The sequence below is a fragment of the Teichococcus oryzae genome, from assembly GCF_008386565.1.
In the GTDB taxonomy this organism is placed as follows: Bacteria; Pseudomonadota; Alphaproteobacteria; order Acetobacterales; family Acetobacteraceae; genus Pseudoroseomonas; species Pseudoroseomonas oryzae.
Genome location: NZ_VUKA01000006.1, coordinates 195,044 through 213,511, shown reverse-complemented (window position 1 = coordinate 213,511; position 18,468 = coordinate 195,044). Strand labels below are relative to the sequence as shown.

Below are 18,468 nucleotides of genomic sequence, written 5' to 3'. Positions count from 1 at the left end.
ACCGGCAGGGCCCTGGTTGCGGGCTGCCTGGTGAACAGTGTCGTTGGTCAAGGTAAAGCCGGGGCTAACGTCACGCAGGCGTGTTCAGCCGGCGAACCGCCCATTGCGCGGCCTCCGCCACCACGGGGTCGGGATCGGCCGTGAGTTGCTTGGCCACCGGGCGCAATCCGGCATCCCCGGAATTGCCGATGGCGATCAGCACATTGCGGACAAAGCGGTCACGGCCGATGCGCTTGACCGGCGAACCGCTGAAAAGCGCCCTGAACGCCGCATCGTCCAGCGCGGCCAGGGCCGCGAGGCGCGGCGTGTTCAGATCCTCCCGCGGCATCAGTCCGGGCTCGCGCGCCGCCTGCGCGAACTTGTTCCAGGGACACACGGCCAGGCAGTCGTCGCAGCCATAGATGCGGTTGCCCATGGCGGCGCGGAACTCCTCCGGGATCGGCCCCTTGTGCTCGATGGTGAGGTAGGAGACGCAGCGCCGCGCATCGAGCCGGTAGGGGCCGACAAAGGCATCCGTCGGGCAGGCGGAAAGGCAGCGCGTGCAGCGGCCGCAATGATCCACCTCCGGCGCGGAGGGCGCGAGGTCGAGCGTGGTGTAGATCTCGCCCAGGAACAGCCAGGACCCATGGGTGCGGCTGACCAGGTTGCTGTGCTTGCCCTGCCAGCCGAGCCCGGCCTGCTGCGCCAGCGGCTTCTCGGCCACGGGAGCGGTGTCCACGAACACCTTCAATTCGCTGCCGCGCCAGCGATCGACCATCCAGCGCGCCAGCGCCTTCAGCCGCTTCTTGACGATGTCGTGGTAATCCTTGTTGCGGGCATACACGCTGATGGCGGCGCGATCGCGCTGGCCGAGGATGGAGAGCGGGTCCTCCTCCGGCCCGTAATTCATGCCGAGTGCGATCACCGACACCGCCTCGGGCCACAGCGCCCGGGGATGCGCGCGCTGCTCGGCGCGGTCGGCGAGCCAGCCCATCCCGCCCTGCATCCCCGCCGCGAGGAAGGCATCCAGGCGCTGCCTCACCTCCGGGCCGAGATGCGCGGGCGCGAAGCCCACCGCGTCGAAGCCGAGGCGCAGCGCCTCGTCCCGGATGGCGGCGCTGGCCGCATCGGGTGAAGGGGCGGGGGATGCCGGGCCGGCTTCCACTCGTTTGTCGTTCTTCTGCAAGTTTGGCGTCCTCCCTTGCAGGCGGGCGGATCAGCCCCGGCCGCGGTAGTTCGGCACGTCCTGGGACGGCACCCACGCGCCGGCCGGCGCATCGCCGGTCTGCCAGAACACATCAATGGGGATGCCGCCGCGCGGATACCAATAGCCGCCGATGCGCAGCCATTGCGGCGACAGCAACCCGGCGAGCTTCAGCCCGATGCCGACCGTGCAGGCCTCGTGGAAGGCGCCATGGTTGCGGAAGGAGGTGAGGTAGAGCTTGAGGCTCTTGCTTTCCACCAGCCAGTCGCCGGGGACGTAGTCGATCACGAGATGCGCGAAATCCGGCTGCCCGGTGATGGGGCAGAGAGAGGTGAATTCCGGCGCGGTGAAGCGCACGCAGTAATTCTGGCCGGGATGCGGGTTGGGCACGCGCTCCAGCACCGCTTCTTCCGGCGATTGCGGCTGCCTGGTGTTCTGGCCCAGCATGGTCAGGCCGGACACATCATGGCCGGGGGAGGGCTGGGTCATGCTGCGGTCTCCTGTGCGCGGTTCCAGCCGGCCTCGATGATGGCGGCCTCCGCGTCGAGGCGGCCGGCGAGGATGGCTTCCCGCAGCCGCTGCATCAGTTGCTGGTAGTAGCGGATGTTGTGCCAGGTGAGCAGGATCGGCCCCAGCATCTCCCCCGCCTTGAAGAGGTGCTGCAAATAGCCGCGCGAATGCCGCGTGCAGGCCGGGCAGTCGCATTCGGGATCGAGCGGCGCGGTGTCGTCGGCGTGGCGCGCATTGCGCATGTTGAGCACGCCCTGGCTGGTATAGGCGCGGCCGGTGCGGCCGGAGCGGGTCGGGATCACGCAGTCGAACATGTCCACGCCGCGCCGCACCGCGCCGATGATGTCGCTCGGCGTGCCGACGCCCATCAGGTAGCGGGGATGCGTTTCCGGCAGCATGTCGGCGCAGAAATCCAGGGTGCGGAACATCTCCTCCTGCCCCTCGCCGACCGCGAGGCCACCGATGGCATAGCCCTCGAAGCCGATCTCGGTCAGCGCCTTGCTGCTTTCGGCGCGCAGGTCCGCGAAGGTGCTGCCCTGCTGGATGCCGAACAGGCCATAGCCCTCCCGCGGGGTGAAGGCGGCGCGGGAGCGGGCGGCCCAGTCCATGGAGAGCCGCATGGCGCGCGCGGCTTCCGGATGCGCCGCCGGGTATTCGATGCATTCGTCGAAGCACATGGTGATGTCGGAATCCAGCAGGTGCTGGATCTCGATGGAGCGCTCCGGCGTCACGCGGAAGCGCTCGCCATTGATGTGGCTCTGGAAGGTGACGCCGTCCTTGTCCAGCTTCCGCAGCTTGGACAGCGACATCACCTGGAAGCCGCCCGAATCCGTCAGGATCGGCCCCTGCCAGTCCATCATCCGGTGCAGGCCGCCAAGCCGCCCGACACGCTCCGCCCCCGGGCGCAGCATCAGGTGGTAGGTGTTGCCCAGCACGATGCTGGCGCCGGTGGCGCGCACCGCGTCGGCCGTCATGCCCTTCACCGTGCCGGCGGTGCCGACCGGCATGAAAACCGGGGTCGGCACGTCGCCATGCGCGGTGTGCAGCATGCCGGCGCGAGCCTTGCCGTCATGGCAATGGCAGGTCCAGGACAGGGTCATGCGGCATCTTCCCGGAACAGCAGGCTGGCATCGCCATAGGAATAGAAACGGTAATTCTGCGCCACGGCATGGGCATAGGCATCGCGCATCCGGGCCATGCCGGCGAAGGCCGAGACCAGCATGAACAGGCTGGATTTCGGCAGGTGGAAATTGGTCAGCAGCAGATCGGCCGAGTGGAAGACATGGCCGGGCAGCAGGAAGATGTCCGTCAGCCCCTGGAAGGGGCGAATCGTGCCCTGATCGTCCACCGCGCTTTCCAGCAGCCGCAGCGCCGTGGTGCCGATGGCGACGATGCGGCCGCCCTTGGCACGGGCGGCGTTGATGGCCTCCGCGGCCGCCGGCGCGATCTCGCCCCATTCGGCATGCAGCTTGTGCTCGCGCGGGTTCTCGGCGCGGATCGGCAGGAACGTGCCGGCGCCGACATGCAGGGTGAGCGACACCTGGCCGACGCCGCGCGCCGCCAGCGCCTCCAGCAGGGCCGGGGTGAAATGCAGGCTGGCCGTCGGCGCGGCGACGGCGCCGGGCTGCCGCGCGAAGATCGGCTGGTAATCGTCCCGGTCTTCCGGGCGGGGGCCGTCGGGGCGGGCGATGTAGGGTGGCAGCGGGATCTCGCCCGCGCGCTCCAGCGCGGCCGCGAGCAGCCCCTGGTCGGGGCCGAAATCGAGCAGCACGGCGCCGCCTTCCTGCCGCTCCACCACGCGCGGGCTGAGTTCCGGCGCGCCTTCCACCGACAGGATGTCGCCCGGCCGCAGCTTCCTCGCGTTGCGCACCAGCGCGTGCCAGACCGTGCCCCCCTGGCCGCCCGCCTCGGCGCGGTTCAGCATGATCTCGACCCGTGCCTCGCCGCGCCGGGCGCGCAGACGCGCGGGGATGACGCATGTGTCGTTCACCACCATCAGGTCGCCGGGGCGCAGCCAGTCCGGCAGGTCGCGCACGCCGGCATCGCGCGGGCCGTCCGTGGATGCCACCAGCATCCGCGCGGCGTCGCGTGGGCGGGCAGGGGACTGGGCGATCAGCGCCTCGGGCAGGGCGAAGTCGAAATCCTCGGCCCGCAGATCGGGAAGGTTGGCGGCTTGGGTCATGGGATGGCGCGGCGGTAGCGGAGGGGGGCGGCAAAGGCAAGCGCCGCAGTCCTGCCCGGCGAGGCTTGCGGGGCTCGGGCGTGGCGGGCAGGCTCCTTTTCCAAAGCATCGGGAAGGAGAACCGGGATGATCCGCTATGAGCTCGCGGGGCGCGCTGCCCTGGTCACCGGGGCCGCTTCGGGCATCGGGCTGGCCACCGCGACCGCGCTGGCGGCCGCCGGCTGCCGCGTCGCCCTCAACCACCTGCCGGGTGATGCCCGCGGCAGCGAGGCGGTGGCGCGGCTGCGCGAGGCTGGCCGCGACGTGATCGCCGCCCCCGGCAATGTGGGCGATGCGGAGGACGGGCCGCGCATGGTGCGGCAGGCCGTCGCCGATCTCGGGCGGCTCGACTACCTCGTGAACAATGCCGGCACGCCGGGCACCACCAAGCTGATCCCGCCATCCGCGCTGGACCTGATCACCGAGGAATTGTGGCAGACGGTGCTCCAGGTGAACCTGCTCGGCCTGTTCCGCTGCAGCAAGGCGGCGGCGCCGGCGCTGAAGGAAGCGCGCGGCGCGGTGGTGAACGTGGCCTCCGTGGCCGGCTTGGACAGCCCGGGCAGCTCCATGGCCTATGGCGCCACCAAGGCCGGGGTGATCAGCCTGACCAAGAACCTGGCGCGCTCCCTGGCGCCGGAAGCCCGCGTCAATGCCGTGGCGCCGGGCGCCGTGGACAGCCCCTGGATGGTGGAATGGACCGAGGAGCGGCGTGCCAACTCCGCCGCCAAGGCGCTGCTGAAGCGCCGCTGCCAGCCTGAGGACCTGGCCGAGGTGATCCTGTTCCTGCTGGCCGGCGCCGCCATGGTGACGGGCCAGACCGTGGTGGTCGATGGCGGCATGACGCTGGAAGCGCGCTGACGAAGCGGCGGCACGGCGTTTGCACGCCGCCCCGGAAAGCCACGCCTGGCAAAGCCGATGGAGCCTGACACGATGCCCGAGATCGATACCGGCCGCTTCCTGAGCGACCTCCATGAACTGCGCCGGATCGGCGCCTTCAGGACGGGCGTGCACCGCCCGACCTATTCGCCGCAGGACATGGAATCCCGCCGCTGGCTGATGCGGAAGATGGAGGAGGCGGGGCTTGAGGCTTCGATCGACGGCATCGGCAATGTCTTCGGCCGCCACAGGGGCGAGGGGCCGCATCTGCTGGCCGGCAGCCACATCGAATCCCAGAACGAGGCCGGCTGGCTGGATGGCGCGCTGGGCGTGGTGTCGGCACTGGCGCTGGCCCGCGCCGGGCTGCCTGTCGATGTTTGCGCCTTCGCCGATGAGGAAGGCCATTTCGAGGGCGGCTTCCTGGGCAGCCGCTCGATCATCGGCGAATTGCCGGAGGAGGAGATCGATCGTTCCCGCAACCGCACCGACGGCACGCCGCTGCGCGACGCGTTGCGGGAAGCGGGGCTGGCCGGGTTGCCCCGCCTGCAGGTCGATCCCGCCCGCTACAAGGGCTTCCTGGAGATGCATATCGAGCAGGGCACGCAGCTCGAACAGGCGGGCCTGCAGATCGGGGTGGTGACCGGCATTGTCGCCATCTGGCAGTGGCGGCTGCTTGTCACCGGCCAGCAGGACCACGCCGGCGGCACGACCATGGCGGAGCGCAAGGATGCCGGTCTCACCGCCATGCGCCTGCTGGCCGCCATCGACGCGGAGTTCCCGCGGATCTGCGGGGAACGTTCCACCTGGACCACCGGACGCATCGTGCTGGAGCCCGGCGCGCCCAGCATCATTCCTGGCAAGGCCGATGTGCTGTTCCAGTTCCGCGACGTGTCGCTGGAAAAGCTGCAGGACATGGAAGCCGCGCTGCGCCGGCTTGTGCAGGAAAGCAACCGGCGCGAGCGTTGCCAGACGGAGCTGATCAGCATCAGCAAGGCGACCCCGGCCTTGTGCGACCCGGCCATGATGCGGGCGCTGCAAGGTGCCGCGGAAGCCCTCGCGCCCGGCAAGTGGCAGAACATGCCGAGCGGGGCGGGGCATGACGCGCAATACCTCGCCAAGCGCATGCCGGCGGCGATGCTGTTCGTGCCATCCATCGGCGGGATCAGCCATCACTGGGCGGAGAACACGGCGGATGAGGATCTCGCCATGGGCATGCGCGTGCTGGCGGAAGGCGCCGCCCGCTTCCTGGCCGGATCGAACTGAGCGCGGGCGGGTCAGCGTCGCGCTGAATTGATGCGCGACACCTGCCGCACCATGCCTCCCGCCAGCACCTCCGCCATGCACTGGTAGCCAAGGTCGTTCATGTGGAAGCCGTCTTCCGACAGCATGATCGCGGGGCGCGGCAGGCCGTCCCAGAAGCGCATGATGTCATAGCGGCGCATCAGCGGCAGGTGGCGCTCCTCCGCCACCTGCCGGATGGCTTCCACGAAGGACAGGTACACGCCCTGGTCCGGGATGCGCGGGTAGAATTGCGGATTGATCAGCAGCAGGTCGCGGCCGCGCGCCGCGTCGGCGCCTTCGCGGAGGATGCCGGCGAAGGCCTGGGCGGTGACGCCGCGCAATGCATCGTTGGTGCCAAGCTGCCACAGCACCACGTCGGGCGACCATTCGGCCATCAGGCGTTCCATCCGCGCCAGCGTCGTGGAGGCGACCTCGCCGCCCACGCCTTCGTTGCGGACGGTGACCTCGGCGCCCGGCAGCAGCCGTTCCAGCGCCGTTTCCAGCCGTGGCGGGTAGGCCCGCGCCGGGTTCGAGGCCCCTGTTCCCGCCGTGGAGGATGAGCCGACCGCCAGGATGCGAACCGGCTGCCGCCGGCGCAGCAAATCGGCCATCCGGGGCAGCGAGCCATGCAACTCCCGCAGGTCATCGGGCACGGTGCAGGCGGCCGGCACGTTGTCGGTGGCGGGCGGTGGCGCTTCCTCCTGCGCGAGGGCGGGGAAGGCGACGATCAGGGCCAGGATGGCCAGCGCGGCCGGGCGGCGCATCAGGAAGGCTGAATGGCCGCCGCGGCGGCCCGCGACGCGCCCTGGCGCTTTTCCGTCAGCGTCATCAGCGCCGCCACCGCGAGCTGCACCGCGATGCCGGCCGTGACATAGGTGATGTCGAACAGCACCCCGTCAAAGCCGGTTTGCTTCAGGGCGACCCCGGTGATCGACACCACCAGCCCGGTGCAGAACACCGGAAGCGAATGCCGGCCCAACATCGCCAGCGGATTCTGCCCCGGCAGGCGTCGTGCCCAGGCTTGCAGCGGCGAATGCGCCACGACATAGCAAAGCGCCAGCACATGCAGCAGCCGGGGAACCGACAGGAACTGCTTTTCCGGCAGGGTGAAGAAATCGGGCAGGGGCAGCCAGCCGGATGGCGGCAGGCCGGTGCCCTGCATCATCACCAGTGCCATCGCCAGATACGCCACTGCCGCCCACCACAGGCCGCGGCGATAGGTGGTGGCATGGCCCCGCCGCAGCCGCCGGGCGCCCAGCGCGAAGCCGAGGACGAACAGGAACTGCCAGGACAGCGGATTGAAGAACCAGCCGCCCGGCAGCGGGTAGGTCTGGAAGTTGAGGCCGGTCAGTCCCGCCAGAAGGTAGAGCGCCCCCGACAGGCCAAGCGCCAGGGCCACGCTGCGCGCGGCCAGCGCCAGCAGCAACGGCAGCAGGCCAATCAGCACGAAGTACAGCGGCAGGATGTTGAGGAAGCCCGGCTGGTAGCGCAGCACCACCGCCGAGACCAGGGCCTCGGCCGGGTCCATCATCAGCGGGTCCAGCGCGATCACCGAGAACAGGCCCAGATCGCCCGTGCGGATCACGCCCATGGAGAACACCGCCCCGCCGAGCACCACCAGCGCCAGATGCGTGACATAGAGACTGACGGCGCGGCTCACCACCTTCATGGTGATGGACAGCTTCTGGCCCCAGGCATAACGGCCGAAATAGGCCGAGGCGGCGGCATAGCCGGCAAAGAAGACAAACAGCTCCGCCGCGTCGGAAAAGCCGAAATTCTTGTGCGTCAGGTTCTCCAGCACATTGCCGGAAACGTGGTTGATGAAGATGGTGATCAGCGCCAGGCCGCGCCACACGTCGAGCGCCGTATCCCGTCCGGGCCCGGCCGCCGGTGTCACCGCATCTGCCGCCATCGCTGCGCGCACGCCATCCCTCCCCTTCGCCGCACGGGGAGCCCGGCAGGCTGTTCCAAGAACGGATACCCCCCGCAAGCGTTGCCTCAGGCAGGATGATCGTCCACTGCCTCCGCGGCAGGCCGCAGATCGACGCCGACATGCAGGCTGTGCCGGCCGCCCCCCAGGATGATGCCGCGCAACGGGGAAATGTCGCTGAAGTCGCGGCCCCAGCCGAGCGCCACATGCTCGGTGGACACTATGACATCGTTGGTGGGGTCCAGATCGACCCAGCCGCGATCCCCCCCCACCCATGCCGAAACCCAGGCATGCGACTGGTCGGCGCCGATGCGCCGTTGCTGCCCGGGCGGCGGGCGGGTGCGGATATAGCCGGACATGTAGCGTGCCGGCAGCCCGAGGCCGCGCAGGCCGCACAGCATCAGGTGGGTGAAATCCTGGCAAACGCCCTCCCGCCTCGCCAGCACCTCGGAAACAGGGGTGGAGATGCTGGTCGCCCCGCTGCGGAACCTGAAGTCGCGGAAGATCCGGGCGTTCAGCGCCAGCAACCCTTCCAGCACAGGGCGGCCCCGCGGAAAGCTTTCCGCGGCGTAGGAGGTGGCCTCCGGGGTTTCCGGCAGCAGGGGGAAGGGAAGGTGAATTCCGCGGCTTTGGCATGCCGGCGGGCTTCCACCGCCTGCGATAGGTGATCACCGAGTCGCAAAGTTCCAGCGCCAGGCGCAGCCCCGCTTCCGCGCGGCTCGCCGGCTGGTCGAGCGCGAAGCCGAGTTGCGCCGCTATGGCCTGGGCACGTTCCACCCGGCGGCCAAGGTCCAGAAAGGCATAGCCGCCGGCCCGCACCATGTTCTCCGCCGCCACGCCCGCGACACCCGCCGAATAGCGCAGCAGCCCGGCCAGCACGTCCTCCAGGCCCCGCAGGCCACGGTGGCGGGCCTCGGCCTGGATGCGCATGTCGCGCAGCGGCAGGGTGAACAGCGTGTGCATGTCGGCGGTCATGCGGTCGCGCAGCCGCTCCACCAACCGGGCGATCTCCTCCAGGTCGAAGCCGATCGGCCTCTTGTCGCGCAGCGCCCGCCAAAGCGCCGCCTGCAGGGCCGCGCTGGTGCTGCCGGTCGGGATATCCTCCGGCGCCACCAGCCCGGTATGGCGCAGGGCGTTGGACAGGGCGCCCAGCTCCGCCACCTCCCGCGGCAGCAGCGGCCCGCGTTCCATCCGGCTCAATGCGGCGCGCATCAGCCGTGCGGAGCCTTCCACCCGTTCCACATAGCGGCCGAGCCAGAACAGGTTGTCGGCGACGCGGGCCGGCAGCTCACCGGCGGCGCGGCGGATGGCCAGGGGCGGGTGGGGCAGGGCGGCAGGGCCCTGGATGCGGCCGCCTTCCTCCGCCAGCACCCAGACATCCTTGGCCAGGCCGGCGGGCGGAAGCGGCCCGAGGGGCAAGGCGTCCCCTTCCGGCACCCGTGCAAGCCCTCCGGGCAGGACATGCCATTCGCCGCCATCCTGCACCAGGAACAGGCGCAGGATCACCGGGCGCGGCTCCAGCCCCCCGCCCTCCGCCTCTCCCTCCGCCACTGGCGCGTCGGAAGGGGGCAGGCCGCGCAGGGCCACGAAGTCGCGCGGGCGGCCGACGGCCCGGGCGAGCCAGCCTTGCGCCTCCGCCTCCGGCAGGCGGCCCAGGGCGCGCAAGGGGGCGTCGGCATCGCCGGCCGGGCGCAGCAGCCAGGGCGAGGGATCCCGCCGCAGCATCGCCAGCGCGCCAGGATCGGCCAGCCAGTGGCTTTCCAGGGCGGGCAGGCGAAGCCCTTCCCCGAGCAGCCGACAGCAAAGTCCGGGCAGCAGCGTCCCGAGCAGGGGCGATTCCGCCAGATCGCTGCCGGGCGCGTTGACGATCGCCACCCCGCCATGGCGCCACGCATCCATCAGCCCCGGCACGCCTTCGCTGCCGCCAAACTCCAGCGGGTCGATCCGCCCGGGCCCGGTCCGGCGCAGCAGCACGTCCACCGGCTGCAAGCCGCGCATGGTCTTGAGGTAGGCGGAGCCGCCGCGGATGGTGAGGTCGCCCGGCTCCACCAGGGCGCAGGACAGTTCCCGCGCCAGCAGCACGTCTTCCGGCCATAGCGGGTCCCGTGCGCCGGACGTGAGCAGCGCCGTGGCCGCATGGCCATGCGCCGCCGGCGCCAGCCGTTGCAGCGAATCCTGCCATCGGTCGAAGAAGGGCCGCAGTGGCCGCACCGGCTGCCCGGCGAACAGAACAGGCAGGGTCCGCGCGAGCATCATCCGATTTTCCCGCGCGAAGCCGATGCCCGTGGCCCGGTTGGCCCGGTCGGCGATCACGCGCCATTCTCCATCCGGCCCACGCAGAAGATCGGCGGCATACAGGTTCAGAATGGGCGTGGCGGCCGGCCGGCCGGCAAGGCGGGCGGGGCGAAGAAAAGCCGGGCTGGCGAACAGCAGGTCGGGTGGCACCAGGCCTTCCGCCAGCAGGGCCTGCGGCCCGTACAGGTCGCGCAGCACCGCTTCCAGCAAGCGCGCGCGCTGGCACAGCCCATCCGCCAGCCGGGCGAACTCGCCCGCCGGCAGCGGCAGCGGCACCGGGTCCAGCCGCCAGGTGGCATGGGCGCCGTCCCGCGGCGCGGGGGCCTCGTCCTCGAACAGGCGGTCCAGCCGGCGGCGTGCCTCGGCCAGCCCGCCGCCTTCGCCCATCGCACCCGACAAGGCGCCCAGCAGGGCCCGCCAATGCGGCCGGACCCCGCCCCGGCCATCCACCATCTCGTCATGGCCGGAGAGCGGCGCGGCCTCAGGCGACGGGGAAGGCATGGCAGCCCGCCATTCTCACGCGGGCCGGCGGAGGTCGAGCGTCCGCCGCAATTCCGCCCCCTGGACCGGCGCCGGCGCCGGGCCTGGCCCCGGCGTGTGGCCGAAGGGGAAGAAGCGCGCGCGGCGGCGGGCCTCGGCCTCGTTGGCGTTCACGGGGAAGCGCTCATAGTTGCGACCGCCGGGATGCGCCACGTGATGCGTGAAGCCGCCAAGCGAGCGGCCGGTCCAGCTGTCCCACAGGTCGAAGGTCAGCGGCGCCTGCGCGTCGATGCCGGGATGCAGCGCCGAGGGCGGCGCCCAGGCCTTGAAGCGCACCCCCGCAATATATTCGCCGGCGCGGCCGGTGGCGGCCATCGGCAGGGCGCGGCCATTGACGCCGAGCACGAAGCGCTCCGGAGCGAAGCCGGTGGCGCGCAGCTGCAGCCGCTCGGTGGAGCTGTCCACGAAGCGCGCCGTGCCGGAGGCGGTGCTTTCCTCGCCCAGGACATGCCAGGGCTCCAGCGCGTGGCGCAGCTCCAGGCCGGTGCCGCGCAGCGTTGTTTCCCCCAGCAGCGGGAAACGGAAGGCCAGGTGCGGGTCGAACCAGGATTTCTCCAGCGGCGCGCCGAGAGCGCGCAATTCGTCGATGGCGTCGGCGAAATCCTGTTCCACGTAATGCGGCAGCATGAAGTCGTCATGCAGGCGGGTGCCCCAGCGCACCAGCCGCCGCTCATAGGGCGTTCTCCAGAAGGCGGCGATGGCGGCGCGCATCAGCAGCATCTGCGCCGCCGACATCCGCGGGTTGGGCGGCATCTCGAAGGCGCGGAACTCCACCAGCCCCCGGCGGCCGCCCGGCCCGTCCGGCGAATACATCTTGTCGATGGAGAATTCGGTGCGGTGGGTGTTGCCCGTCATGTCCGCCAGGATGTTGCGGAACAGCCGGTCGGTCTTCCAGGGCGGCACCGGCTCGAACGGCCTCACCTGGGCGAAGGCGATCTCCAGGTCGTTCAGGATGTCCTGCCGCGCCTCGTCGATGCGGGGGTGCTGGCTGGTCGGGCCGATGAACAGCCCGGCGAACAGGAAGCTCAGGCTGGGATGGTTGTGCCAGAAGCCGAGCAGGGATTTGAGCAGGTCGGGCCGGCGCAGGAACGGGCTTTCCGCCGCGCTTTCGCCACCCATCACCACATGGTTGCCGCCGCCCGTGCCGACATGGCGGCCATCCAGCATGAACTTCTCGGCCGCCAGCCCTTCCTCGCGCGCCAGCGCGTAAAGGCGCTCTGTGCGCGAGACATGCTCCGGCCAGGAGCGGGAGGGATGGATGTTCACCTCGATCACGCCGGGATCGGGCGTGATCGAGAAGCTTTCGATGCGCGGGTCTGAGGGCGCGCCATAGCCTTCCAGAACCACGCGGCGGCCCACGGCGGCGGCGGTGTCCTCCACGGCGGCGCAAAGTTCCAGCCAGTCCTCGATGGCATAAAACAGGGGGAAGAAGACATGCAGCCGGCCGCCGCGCGCTTCCACCGTGAGGGCGGTGCGCACCAGATCCGGCTCTGGCCGGTTGGGCTGCGGCCCGGCCTCGGGCGGCAGCTCCGTGGCGGGCGGGCGGGAAGGGCCACGCCGGAAGCTGGCGGCGGCTGGCAGCAGCCCTTCGCTGCCGGCCGAAGCGGCTGCGGTGCTTAACCGGGGCTGCGGAGGGAGTCCGGAAGAGGCCGCTCCTCCAGCGGCGGGATGGCTCCGCAGGACAGGCTGGCGGAAGGCGTTGCCGGGTGGCAGGGCGGGATGCGGCGCGAAGGGATCACGCTCGAACTGCGCCAGGATCAAGGCCGGATCGGCCCAGGGCAGGCTTTCCAGCGGCAGGCGGACGCCGATCGGGCTGTCACCCGGGATCAGGAAGATCGGATTGCCTTCGCGGAACAGCCACCAGTCCGATTCCCAGCGCGCGCCATCGGCCGCGCGGCGCAACGGCAAGACCGAGCCGACGCTGCTGCCCAGCCCCTGCGCGAACACCTTCGCCAGCCGGGCGCGCTCCTGCGGGTCCCGCAGCCGCGAAGCCTCGGTGAGAACATTGGCGGGAAGGCGGCTTTCCCTCCAGAGATGGTAATGGACGTCCTCATAGGCCGGCTGCACGAATTGCGGGCCGAGGCCCAGCCGCTCCGCCAGGGCGCGGGCGAAGCCCTGGGCATCCTCGGCCGTCGCGGTGTCGCTGTGGTCATCGTCGGACAGCAGGGCAGGGTTTATCCAGATCGGCTCGCCATCCTTGCGCCAACAGGCGTTCAGCGCCCAGCGCGGCAATTGCTCGCTGGGGTAATGCTTGCCCATGGCATGCTGCACCACGCCGCCCGGCGCCCATTCCGGCAGCAGCCGCTTCAGCAGCCGTCCCGCCATCCGCCGCTTGGTGGGGCCCAGGGCGGCGGTGTTCCATTCCTCCCCTTCCAGGTCGGTGGCGGACACAAAGGTCGGCTCCCCGCCCATGGTCAGCCTGACGCCGCCTTCGCGCAGTTGCGTGTCCACCGCTTCGCCGGCCCGCAGGATCGCCCGCCACGCGTCATCGCTGTAGGGCCTAGTGACGCGCGGCGTTTCCCGCACCCGGGCGACAGCCATGCCGAAGTCGAAGCTGACCTCCGCCTTGCTCATCAGCCCCGAGATGGGGGCCGCCGATTGCGGCTCCGGCGTGGCCGCGAGGGGGATGTGCCCTTCTCCCGTCAGCAGGCCGGAGGTGGCATCCATGCCGACCCAGCCGGCGCCCGGCAGGTAGACCTCGGCCCAGGCATGCAGATCGGTGAAATCGGCCGCCGGGCCCTGGGGCCCGTCCAGCGGCTTCTGGTCAGCGACAAGCTGGATCAGGTAGCCGGACACGAAGCGGGCGGCATAGCCGAGGTTGCGCAGCAGCTGCACCAGCAGCCAGGCGCTGTCGCGGCAGGAGCCGCGGCCCTGGGCAAGCGTTTCCTCGGGTGTCCAGACGCCCGGCTCCAGCCGAACGACGTAGGACACCTTGCGGTTCACGAGGCCGTTCAGACCGGTCAGCATGGCGATGGTGCCCTGTTCCCCGCGCGGGACCCCAGCCAGCAGGGCGGACAGCAAGGGGCCGGCTGGGGCGGCGCGGCGGAAAGGCGCCAGTTCGTGCTCCAGCACGGGGTCGTAGGCGAAGGGCCAGCGTTCCGCCTGGGGCTCCAGGAAGAAGTCGAAGGGGTTGATGGTGGCCATGTCGGCCACGAGGTCCACCTTGACCTCGAAATGCGTCACCGGCTCCGGAAAGACCACACGGGCCAGGAAATTCCCCTGCGGGTCCTGCTGCCAGTTGATGAAGTGGTTCTGCGGCCGGATGTGCAGCGCATAGGACAACACCGGGGTCCGCGCATGCGGTGCCGGCCGCAGCCTGATGGTTTGCGGCCCCAGGGTCACGGGCCGGTCGTAGCGGTAGGAGGTGCGGTGGGTCAGCGCGACATGAACCGGCATGCGGGGTTCCAGGCTCCGTTCCTGCGATAAAGCTTAGACCGCGTTCCGCGTGGCGGGGAACGGCCCCCGGTTCAGTTGTGGCGCTCGTTGTCCAGCCGCCCGATCTCCGCGTTCACCGCGCCGGAAGCCTCGGCGGCGCGGCGCAGCCGCGGCAGGCTGCCGAGGGCGCGCAGCGTGCCGGCCGGGCCGAAGGCGAAGATCGGGCCGGACAGCGCTGCCTCGACGCTGGCCTGTGGGCCGTTCTCCAGCCCGTAGGCCGCCTGCCGCAGCAGGTTCATCACCACCTCGGGCGGCGCGCCTTCGGCGATGCCGAGCGCCTGGCGCACCTCGGTGCGGGCCTGCTGCAGCTGCATGGTGACCAGGGGGGAAACCTTCTGGTTCCAGTAGCTGCTGTTGGCCAGCTCGTCGGCCAGATATTCAAGCTGCACCACCGCGAGGGCGGCCCGCCCCGGCTGCCCGTTCCAGCGTGACAGGTCGCCGAACTGGAAGGGGGCGTTGAGCGCCGCGCCGCGCACCGAGACGCCCCAGCCGCCCAGATAGGAACGGGCGGGATCGGAGGCGCAGGCGGCCAGCAGGGCCGGAAGGGCCAGCAGGGCGCGGCGGCCGGGAGCGGGCGGGGGAATGGTGCTCATGCCGGCTCAAACGTTCCGCCGCGCGTTCCGCTTCACGCTGCCCTGTGCGATCAAACTCTTGCCGTGCCCGCGCCGCGCTGCCACACAGCCGCCGATTGCGCGCGCCCTGCGGCGCCCCGGCCTCCGTGAACCCGACTGGAAGCATGACCGACGACCTGCCCAGCCCCGCCCTGCTGCCTTCCGGCCTTGCTGACCTGCTGCCGCCCGAAGCGGCGCGGGAGGCGGCACTGGTGGAAGGCATGCTCTCGGTCTTCGCGACGCATGGCTATGAGCGGGTGAAGCCGCCTTTGCTGGAATTCGAGGACAGCCTGCTGGCCGGCTCCGGCGCCGCCGTGGCCGACCAGACCTTCCGGCTGATGGACCCGGACAGCCACCGCATGATGGGGGTGCGCTCCGACACCACGCCGCAGGTGGCGCGCATCGCCGCCACCCGCCTGGCCGATGTGCCCCGCCCGCTGCGACTGTCCTATTCCGGCCAGGTGCTGCGCATGCGCGGCTCCCAGCTGGCGCCGGAGCGGCAGATCGCCCAGGCCGGCATCGAGCTGATCGGCGTGGACTGCCCCGAGGCGGATGCCGAGGTGGCGCTGCTCGGCGTGGCGGCGCTGGCGGCGGTTGGCGTCACCGATCCCAGCCTCGACATCACCCTGCCGCGCATGGCGCCCGTGCTGCTGGATGCCGCCGGGGTGGACGGGGATCTGCGCCGCCGCCTGGCCCGCGCCCTGGACCGCAAGGATGCCGCCGCCGTGCGCGAGCTGGCCGCCATCGCCGGGCCGCCGGCCATCGGCCTGACCGCCCTGCTGACCGCCGCCGGGCCGGCCGACCGGGCCCTGGCGGCGCTGCGCGAGGCTGAGCTGCCGGCCGATGCGCGCGCCATCGCCGACAATGCCGCGTCCATCGTCGCCGCCATCCGCGCCCGCGCGCCGGGTCTGCGCATCACGCTCGACCCCGTGGAGTTCCGTGGCCTGCAATACCATGTGGGCGTGGCCTTCACCCTGTACGGGCCCGGCGCCACCGGGGAACTGGCGCGCGGCGGCCGCTACCGTTCCGGCGAGGAGCCGGCGACGGGCATGACCATGTATCCGGACGCGGTGCGCCGCGCCGCGCCGGTGGCGCCGACCGCGCCCCGCGTGTTCATTCCGCTGGGCGCCGACGAGGCGGCGGCGGCCGGGCTGCGGGCCCAGGGTTTCATCACGGTGGCGGCGCTGTCAGCCGCCGACACGCCGCAACGCCTGCGCTGCGGCCATATCCTGCGCGGCACCGCCGCCGCACCGATCGAGGAGAGTGTGTAGCCATGGCCAATGTCGCCATCATCGGCGCCCAGTGGGGCGACGAAGGCAAGGGCAAGGTCGTCGACTGGCTGGCCAGCCGCGCCGATATCGTGGTGCGCTTCCAGGGGGGGCACAATGCCGGCCACACCCTGGTCGTCGGCAACCAGACCTACAAGCTGAGCCTGCTGCCCTCCGGCGTGGTGCGCGGCAAGCTGGGCGTCATCGGCAATGGCGTGGTGCTCGATCCTGACGCGCTGTTGTCGGAGATTTCGCGCGTGCGCGGCCAGGGCCTGGATGTCGGCCCGCACAACCTCCGCATCGCCGAGAACGTGCCGCTGATCCTGCCGCTGCACCCCGCCATCGACAAGGCGCGCGAGGAAGCGCGCGGCGAGGCCAAGATCGGCACCACGGGCCGCGGCATCGGCCCCGCCTATGAGGACAAGGTGGCGCGCCGCGCCATCCGCCTTTGCGACCTGGCCGAGCCGGAAACGCTGTCGCAAAAGCTGGATGAGCTGCTGCTGCACCACAACACGCTGCTGAAGGGCCTCGGCGCACCGACCTTCGAGAAGCAGGAGCTGCTGGACAAGCTGGTGGCGCTGGCGCCGAAGCTGCTGCCCTATGCCGAGGCGGTCTGGGAACGGCTGGATGAGGCCCGCAGCGCCAACAAGCGGGTGCTGTTCGAGGGCGCCCAGGCGGTGATGCTGGACGTGGACCACGGCACCTATCCGTTTGTCACCTCGTCCAACACTGTGGCTGGCAACGCGGCGGCGGGCGCCGGCATCGGGCCGCACGGGATTGGCACGGTGCTGGGCATCGCCAAGGCCTACACCACCCGGGTCGGTTCCGGTCCGTTCCCGACGGAGCTGTTCGACGATGTGGGCAAGCGCCTGGGCGAGCGGGGCCGGGAGTTCGGCACCGTCACGGGCCGGCCGCGCCGCTGCGGCTGGTTCGATGCCTGCCTGGTGCGCCAGGCGGTGAAGGTGGGCGGCGTCCAGGGCCTGGCCCTGACCAAGCTGGACGTTCTGGATGGCCTGACGGAACTGAAGATCTGCACCGGCTACCGCATCGATGGCGAGGTTGTGAAGCGGCTGCCGGCGGCGCTGGGCGCCCAGGCCAAGGCCGAGCCGATCTACGAGGTTCTGGAAGGCTGGTCGCAATCCACGATGGGCGCGCGCTCCTGGGCCGAACTGCCGGCCACGGCCATCAAATACGTCAAGCGCATCGAGGAACTGGTGGAGGCGCCGGTCACGCTGCTGTCCACCTCCCCCGAGCGGGACGACACCATCCTGGTGAGCGATCCCTTCGCCGGTTAGGCCACCGGCCCCGCGATCAAACCGGACCCTGGAAGCCATCTTCCAGGGTTTTTTGTTGCGCAACCCGAAACGCATACCGAATCCGAACTTGCAATCTTGGATTGCTTGTCGCTCGGAAATTTTAACAACGGTTGCACGGGATCGTGACTCTTCTTTTTAAGCTGAAGCGGGCTTGATGGTGACGTCTTCTTGAAAAAGGAAGCGCGGTGTTCCGCTTCCAGAGCATCAGGAAAGAAGAGGCCACAATGGCGACTTATAACGGTACACTGAAGAACGACGTCTTCTTCCTGTCCTTTCATTCGAAAGGCGACGTTATCTATGGCGATGGCCTCACCGCGGAATATCCTGGCTATGGGCACAACCAGATCCATGCTGGGCGCGGAAACGACCTCATCTTCGCCGGCTATGGCCGGGATGTCGTGACTGGCGGCGCCGGCAACGACACCATCTACGGATATGGCCCGTCCGGGCCGACGCCGGGCGCCGTGAATGCCTATGCCGAGCGCGATCTCGCGGACCGCCTGTGGGGCGGCGCCGGCAATGACTTCATCGCCGGCGGCGGCGGGAATGACCGCATCTGGGGCGGCACAGGCAATGACATGATCTTCGGCGGCAGCGGCAATGACGTGATCCGCGGCGGGGCAGGGGATGACGTGATCAGCAGCGGCGCGGGGGCGGACAACATCGCCGGCGGCGCGGGGCGGGACATCTTCGTTTATGCCTATGACCCGTTTCTTTCCGAGCAGGCCTATGACGCCAATGACGGCACGGACACCATCCTCGACTTCAAGCCCGGCACGGACAAGATCGACCTCAGCGGCTATGCCCTGACGGAAGCCGATGTGCAGATCCTTCGCACGGCGCGGGGAACGGAGCTGCACTTCAACGCCGTCTACGAGGAGGCGCAGATCAACCTCCTGGGCGTGCGGGCCTTGCAGGATGGCGACATCATCTTCGCCTGAGGCCGGCCCCTCCGATGGCATGAAAAAAGCGGCTCCCTCGCGGGAGCCGCCATGCTTTCGG

Annotated in this window: 13 protein-coding genes and 2 pseudogenes; 5 read left to right on the top strand and 10 right to left on the bottom strand. The window is 70.4% G+C overall.

The genetic code is table 11. The features are described from left to right. Positions 1-70 precede the first annotated feature (70 nt). The 4 genes from queG to queA are packed head-to-tail and all read right to left on the bottom strand — an operon-like array spanning position 71 to position 3,875. Positions 71-1,144 carry a tRNA epoxyqueuosine(34) reductase QueG gene (gene queG, locus F0Q34_RS13920; RefSeq protein ID WP_149812848.1) on the bottom strand — a complete coding sequence of 358 codons (1,074 nt, stop codon included), beginning with the start codon at positions 1,142-1,144 and terminating at the stop codon, positions 71-73. A 51-nt stretch (positions 1,145-1,195) separates the two neighbouring features. After that, positions 1,196-1,672: a preQ(1) synthase gene (gene queF / locus F0Q34_RS13915; RefSeq protein WP_149812815.1), complete on the bottom strand. Its 477-nt coding sequence runs from the start codon at positions 1,670-1,672 to the stop codon at positions 1,196-1,198. Then, positions 1,669-2,793, bottom strand: a complete 1,125-nt coding sequence (gene tgt, locus F0Q34_RS13910; protein ID WP_149812814.1) for a tRNA guanosine(34) transglycosylase Tgt — start codon at positions 2,791-2,793, stop codon at positions 1,669-1,671. The genes queF and tgt overlap by 4 nt, the downstream gene beginning before the upstream one ends. After that, positions 2,790-3,875, bottom strand: coding sequence for a tRNA preQ1(34) S-adenosylmethionine ribosyltransferase-isomerase QueA (queA, locus tag F0Q34_RS13905; protein ID WP_149812813.1), 1,086 nt, complete (start codon positions 3,873-3,875; stop codon positions 2,790-2,792). The genes tgt and queA overlap by 4 nt, the downstream gene beginning before the upstream one ends. 126 nt (positions 3,876-4,001) lie before the next feature. On the opposite strand from queA, the gene F0Q34_RS13900 reads away from it, so the two are divergent. Together F0Q34_RS13900 and F0Q34_RS13895 are read left to right on the top strand one after the other, a co-directional pair. Then, positions 4,002-4,772, top strand: a complete 771-nt coding sequence (locus F0Q34_RS13900; protein WP_149812812.1) for an SDR family NAD(P)-dependent oxidoreductase — start codon at positions 4,002-4,004, stop codon at positions 4,770-4,772. 72 nt (positions 4,773-4,844) lie between these two features. After that, a complete protein-coding gene (locus F0Q34_RS13895; RefSeq protein ID WP_149812811.1) occupies positions 4,845-6,053 on the top strand; it encodes a Zn-dependent hydrolase in 1,209 nt (402 codons plus the stop codon). An 11-nt stretch (positions 6,054-6,064) separates the two neighbouring features. Here the strand turns inward: F0Q34_RS13895 and F0Q34_RS13890 are convergent, their stop codons facing one another. The 6 genes and pseudogenes from F0Q34_RS13890 to F0Q34_RS13865 form a co-directional block, all read right to left on the bottom strand. Continuing rightward, positions 6,065-6,835 carry an SGNH/GDSL hydrolase family protein gene (locus F0Q34_RS13890; protein WP_149812810.1) on the bottom strand — a complete coding sequence of 257 codons (771 nt, stop codon included), beginning with the start codon at positions 6,833-6,835 and terminating at the stop codon, positions 6,065-6,067. Continuing rightward, a pseudogene (locus F0Q34_RS13885) lies at positions 6,835-7,932 on the bottom strand (OpgC family protein); the annotation flags it as partial. The gene F0Q34_RS13890 and the pseudogene F0Q34_RS13885, both read right to left, overlap by 1 nt. Positions 7,933-8,069: 137 nt before the next feature. After that, complete coding sequence (locus F0Q34_RS13880; RefSeq protein WP_306419392.1) at positions 8,070-8,540, bottom strand: transglutaminase-like domain-containing protein; 471 nt, start codon at positions 8,538-8,540, stop codon at positions 8,070-8,072. Between the two features lie 166 nt (positions 8,541-8,706). Next, positions 8,707-10,683, bottom strand: a pseudogene (locus tag F0Q34_RS22355) (circularly permuted type 2 ATP-grasp protein); the annotation flags it as partial. 129 nt (positions 10,684-10,812) lie between these two features. Continuing rightward, a complete protein-coding gene (locus tag F0Q34_RS13870) occupies positions 10,813-14,232 on the bottom strand; it encodes a transglutaminase family protein (protein ID WP_149812809.1) in 3,420 nt (1,139 codons plus the stop codon). A gap of 71 nt (positions 14,233-14,303) precedes the next feature. Continuing rightward, positions 14,304-14,864, bottom strand: coding sequence for a hypothetical protein (locus tag F0Q34_RS13865; protein WP_149812808.1), 561 nt, complete (start codon positions 14,862-14,864; stop codon positions 14,304-14,306). Between the two features lie 143 nt (positions 14,865-15,007). Here F0Q34_RS13865 and F0Q34_RS13860 point away from each other — a divergent pair, with 143 nt between their 5' ends. The 3 genes from F0Q34_RS13860 to F0Q34_RS13850 all read left to right on the top strand — a co-directional run bounded on the left by F0Q34_RS13860 (position 15,008) and on the right by F0Q34_RS13850 (position 18,407). Beyond that, positions 15,008-16,153, top strand: coding sequence for an ATP phosphoribosyltransferase regulatory subunit (locus tag F0Q34_RS13860; RefSeq protein WP_149812807.1), 1,146 nt, complete (start codon positions 15,008-15,010; stop codon positions 16,151-16,153). A gap of 2 nt (positions 16,154-16,155) precedes the next feature. After that, positions 16,156-17,445 (top strand): adenylosuccinate synthase, encoded by a 1,290-nt coding sequence (locus F0Q34_RS13855; protein ID WP_149812806.1) that lies wholly within the window; start codon positions 16,156-16,158, stop codon positions 17,443-17,445. Positions 17,446-17,690: 245 nt separating this feature from the next. Next, entirely contained in the window at positions 17,691-18,407 is a 717-nt protein-coding gene (locus tag F0Q34_RS13850; protein ID WP_149812805.1) for a calcium-binding protein, read from the top strand. Positions 18,408-18,468: the final 61 nt, after the last annotated feature.